We start from the raw sequence: 2,527 nt of genomic DNA on the forward strand, positions 1-2,527 counted from the left end.
CTGTGGTGGTGGGCGCCGCCGTGCCGGGACGCACCGCGGCGTCCGCGCGGGTCGGGCCGTCACTGCCGGCGCCGGAATAGCAGCCGGCGAGCAGCACCAGCACCGCGATCACGCTCACAAGCGCCGGCAGAGCCGGGAGCAGCGGCAGCCACCGTGCACTGCGATCCAAACGACGGCCCGGACGGCAATCCAGGCGACGATCCGGAAGATGATCCGGAAGATGATCCGGGGGCAGCGGGGCGCGGGTGTCCGGCCGGACGGGGTCACGGCGGGAAGAGGTCGGCCTGTGCACGTGCAGAAGGGTAGGTCCGATCGAGCCCGGCGGTCGCGACCGACCCCGCCCTCGGCCGGCGGGTCTGCTGGTCAAGGCCGCGGGCGGTGGACATCACCGGTCAGGGCATGCGCGGGTCGGCAGGGCACGGGGGGTCGGTCAGGGGCGCGGCCGGTCAGCCCCACAGGGCGTGGGCGAGGGTCACGCCGACCGCGGCGGCGCCGACCCCGGCGAGCAGGCTGGCGGCGGCGGTGAGGGCGGCGAGGCGGCGATGACCGTCCTCGACCAGGCGCAGCGTCTCGTAGGACAGCGTCGAGTAGGTGCTCAGCGCCCCGCACAGCCCGGTGCCGACCAGCAGCGCCACCCGCGTCGAGGCGGCGCCGGCGCCGACCGCGCCGGTGATCAGGCCGAGCACGGCGCTGGCCGCCGTGTTCACGGTGAACGTGCCCCAGGGCAGCGGGCTGTCGTGACGGGCCTGCACGGCCCGGTCGGTGAGGTAGCGCAGCGGGGCTCCCACCGCCGCGCCGAGGATCACCAGCAGCCAGCTCACCGCCGCCGATCCCCGCGTCGCCGCTCCCCGCACCGCAGCAGCAGTCCGCGGGTCGCCGCCGTGGCCGCCCACACCGCGGCGAGCGCCGCGGCCGGGGTCAGCGCCAGGGCGGCCAGGGCCGTCAGTGGCCGGCCGCTGTCGAGGTGCCCTTCGACGTCGACGGCGTAGGCGGAGAAGGTGGTGAACCCGCCGAGGATCCCGGTGCCGAGGAACGGGCGGGCCAGCGGGTGGGCGAGGCGGCCGGCGCGGACCAGGGCCATGAGCACGCCGATCGCCGCGCAGCCGACGGTGTTGACGGCCACGGTGGTCCAGCCGAACGCACCGGGGTGGGTCGGCCAGGCCAGCGCCGCGCCGTAGCGGGCGCAGGCGCCGAGCGCGCCGCCGGCGGCGATGACGCCGAGCAGCAGCGCCGGATGGGCCCGCAGTTCGGCACGCTGGGCCGGCAGGTGCAGGTCGACGTCGGGATCGGTCGCGACGACAGCGGGACCGGTGGGATCCGCGGGGGATGTGGGCTGCGGCGCGGGCTGCTCGGCCATGGGGCTCCTCCCTGCGTGGCCGCGCGACCCGGCGGGGGATCGAACGCAGCTGTGTGGCACGCAGGGACCGTTGGCGGCGCGCTGCCGCGGTTCGACCACGGCGGGCCCCACCGCCGCCGGCGGCCGCCGCAGGGCGGGCACTGTCCGAAGGCGATTTTACCCGCCGCCTGCGCGCAGGCCGGCCACCACCCACCATCTGTTCGATTGCACGTCCTGTGGCTGGTCGGGGAACGCGGATACCAACGCAAGTCTGAGCATCAGGGCGGCTGGACTGTCGTCCACGGACGTGGAGATCCCCGGGTTGCCGGGGACAACGTGATCGTGGCGACCCGGGTGCGCAGGGGACCCGGGTGCGCAGGGGACCTGGGCGAGGCGAGCGGCGGGCTCAGCGGCGCAGCGCGTGGCGGCGTCCGCCCACCGTCCGCCAGACCAGCAGCACGACGATGGCGCCGAGGATCGACCCGACGATGCCGGAGGGCTGCAACGCGCCCTCACCGAAGTCCTTGTCGAACAGCAGATAGCCGAGGAAACCACCGACGAACGAGCCGACGACACCCAGCAGGATCGTCGCGGGGATGCTCATCGGATCGGGTCCGGGCACGAGCAGGCGGGCCACGGCACCCGCAATGAGACCGAGTACCACCCAGGTGATGAGGGTCCAGAGCACAGCGGGCCTCCGACAGGTGAGGATCAGCGGCGGGGGGCCGATGATCGGCGGGGAGATCGACCGCTGTGTACCCGCCGGCGACGCTTCGTCAAACATCAACCGCTCGTCACCCGGGTGACACCGCACCAGCGGCCGGTCGATGTCCACGGGCAGCAGCGGGGTGCGGCCCCGCCCGGACCGCACCCGGATCGCAGTGGGGACGACGGCCGGGCTGGGCAGTGCTCCACCGCGGCGGCGCACCCGGCCGTAGCATGCCCTCGAGGCCGGCGGTGGGTCCGACCCCGTCCGAAGGATGGTTTTCGTGGGTGACATCGGCACGCCTGAACTGCTCATCATCGTCGTCGTCGTCGTTGTGCTGTTCGGAGCGAAGAGGCTCCCCGACGCCGCCCGTTCCCTGGGTCGCTCGCTGCGCATCTTCAAGTCCGAGATCAAGGGCCTGCACGACGACGACCACCCCGCCCCGGCCGCCGGCGAACCCGCGCCGGCCGCGGTGACCCCGTCGC

At 74.6% G+C, this 2,527-nt stretch carries 4 protein-coding genes; 1 reads left to right on the forward strand and 3 read right to left on the reverse strand.

Annotation, left to right across the window (positions count from 1 at the left end; translation table 11 throughout):
- Positions 1–446 precede the first annotated feature (446 nt).
- From NBZ85_RS30145 to NBZ85_RS30155, 3 genes are all read right to left on the reverse strand, one after another.
- A complete protein-coding gene (locus NBZ85_RS30145) occupies positions 447–821 on the reverse strand; it encodes a fluoride efflux transporter FluC (RefSeq protein ID WP_261563323.1) in 375 nt (124 codons plus the stop codon).
- A complete protein-coding gene (locus tag NBZ85_RS30150; RefSeq protein WP_261563324.1) occupies positions 818–1,357 on the reverse strand; it encodes a FluC/FEX family fluoride channel in 540 nt (179 codons plus the stop codon). The genes NBZ85_RS30145 and NBZ85_RS30150 overlap by 4 nt, the downstream gene beginning before the upstream one ends.
- Before the next feature lie 385 nt (positions 1,358–1,742).
- On the reverse strand, positions 1,743–2,024 hold the full coding sequence (locus NBZ85_RS30155) for a GlsB/YeaQ/YmgE family stress response membrane protein (RefSeq protein WP_261560631.1): 282 nt from the start codon (positions 2,022–2,024) through the stop codon (positions 1,743–1,745).
- A 301-nt stretch (positions 2,025–2,325) separates the two neighbouring features.
- Between NBZ85_RS30155 and tatA the strand changes: the two genes are divergently transcribed.
- On the forward strand, positions 2,326–2,527 hold a 202-nt coding region (gene tatA / locus NBZ85_RS30160), incomplete at its 3' end, for a Sec-independent protein translocase subunit TatA (protein WP_261563325.1).

This window comes from Frankia tisae (genome assembly GCF_025403405.1).
Classification (GTDB): Bacteria; Actinomycetota; Actinomycetes; order Frankiales; family Frankiaceae; genus Frankia; species Frankia tisai.

Bases quoted from the DNA above. Each gene is read 5' to 3' on its own strand.
- NBZ85_RS30150 (WP_261563324.1), bottom strand. From the start codon at position 1,357: ATGGCCGAGCAGCCCGCGCCGCAGCCCACATCCCCCGCGGATCCCACC.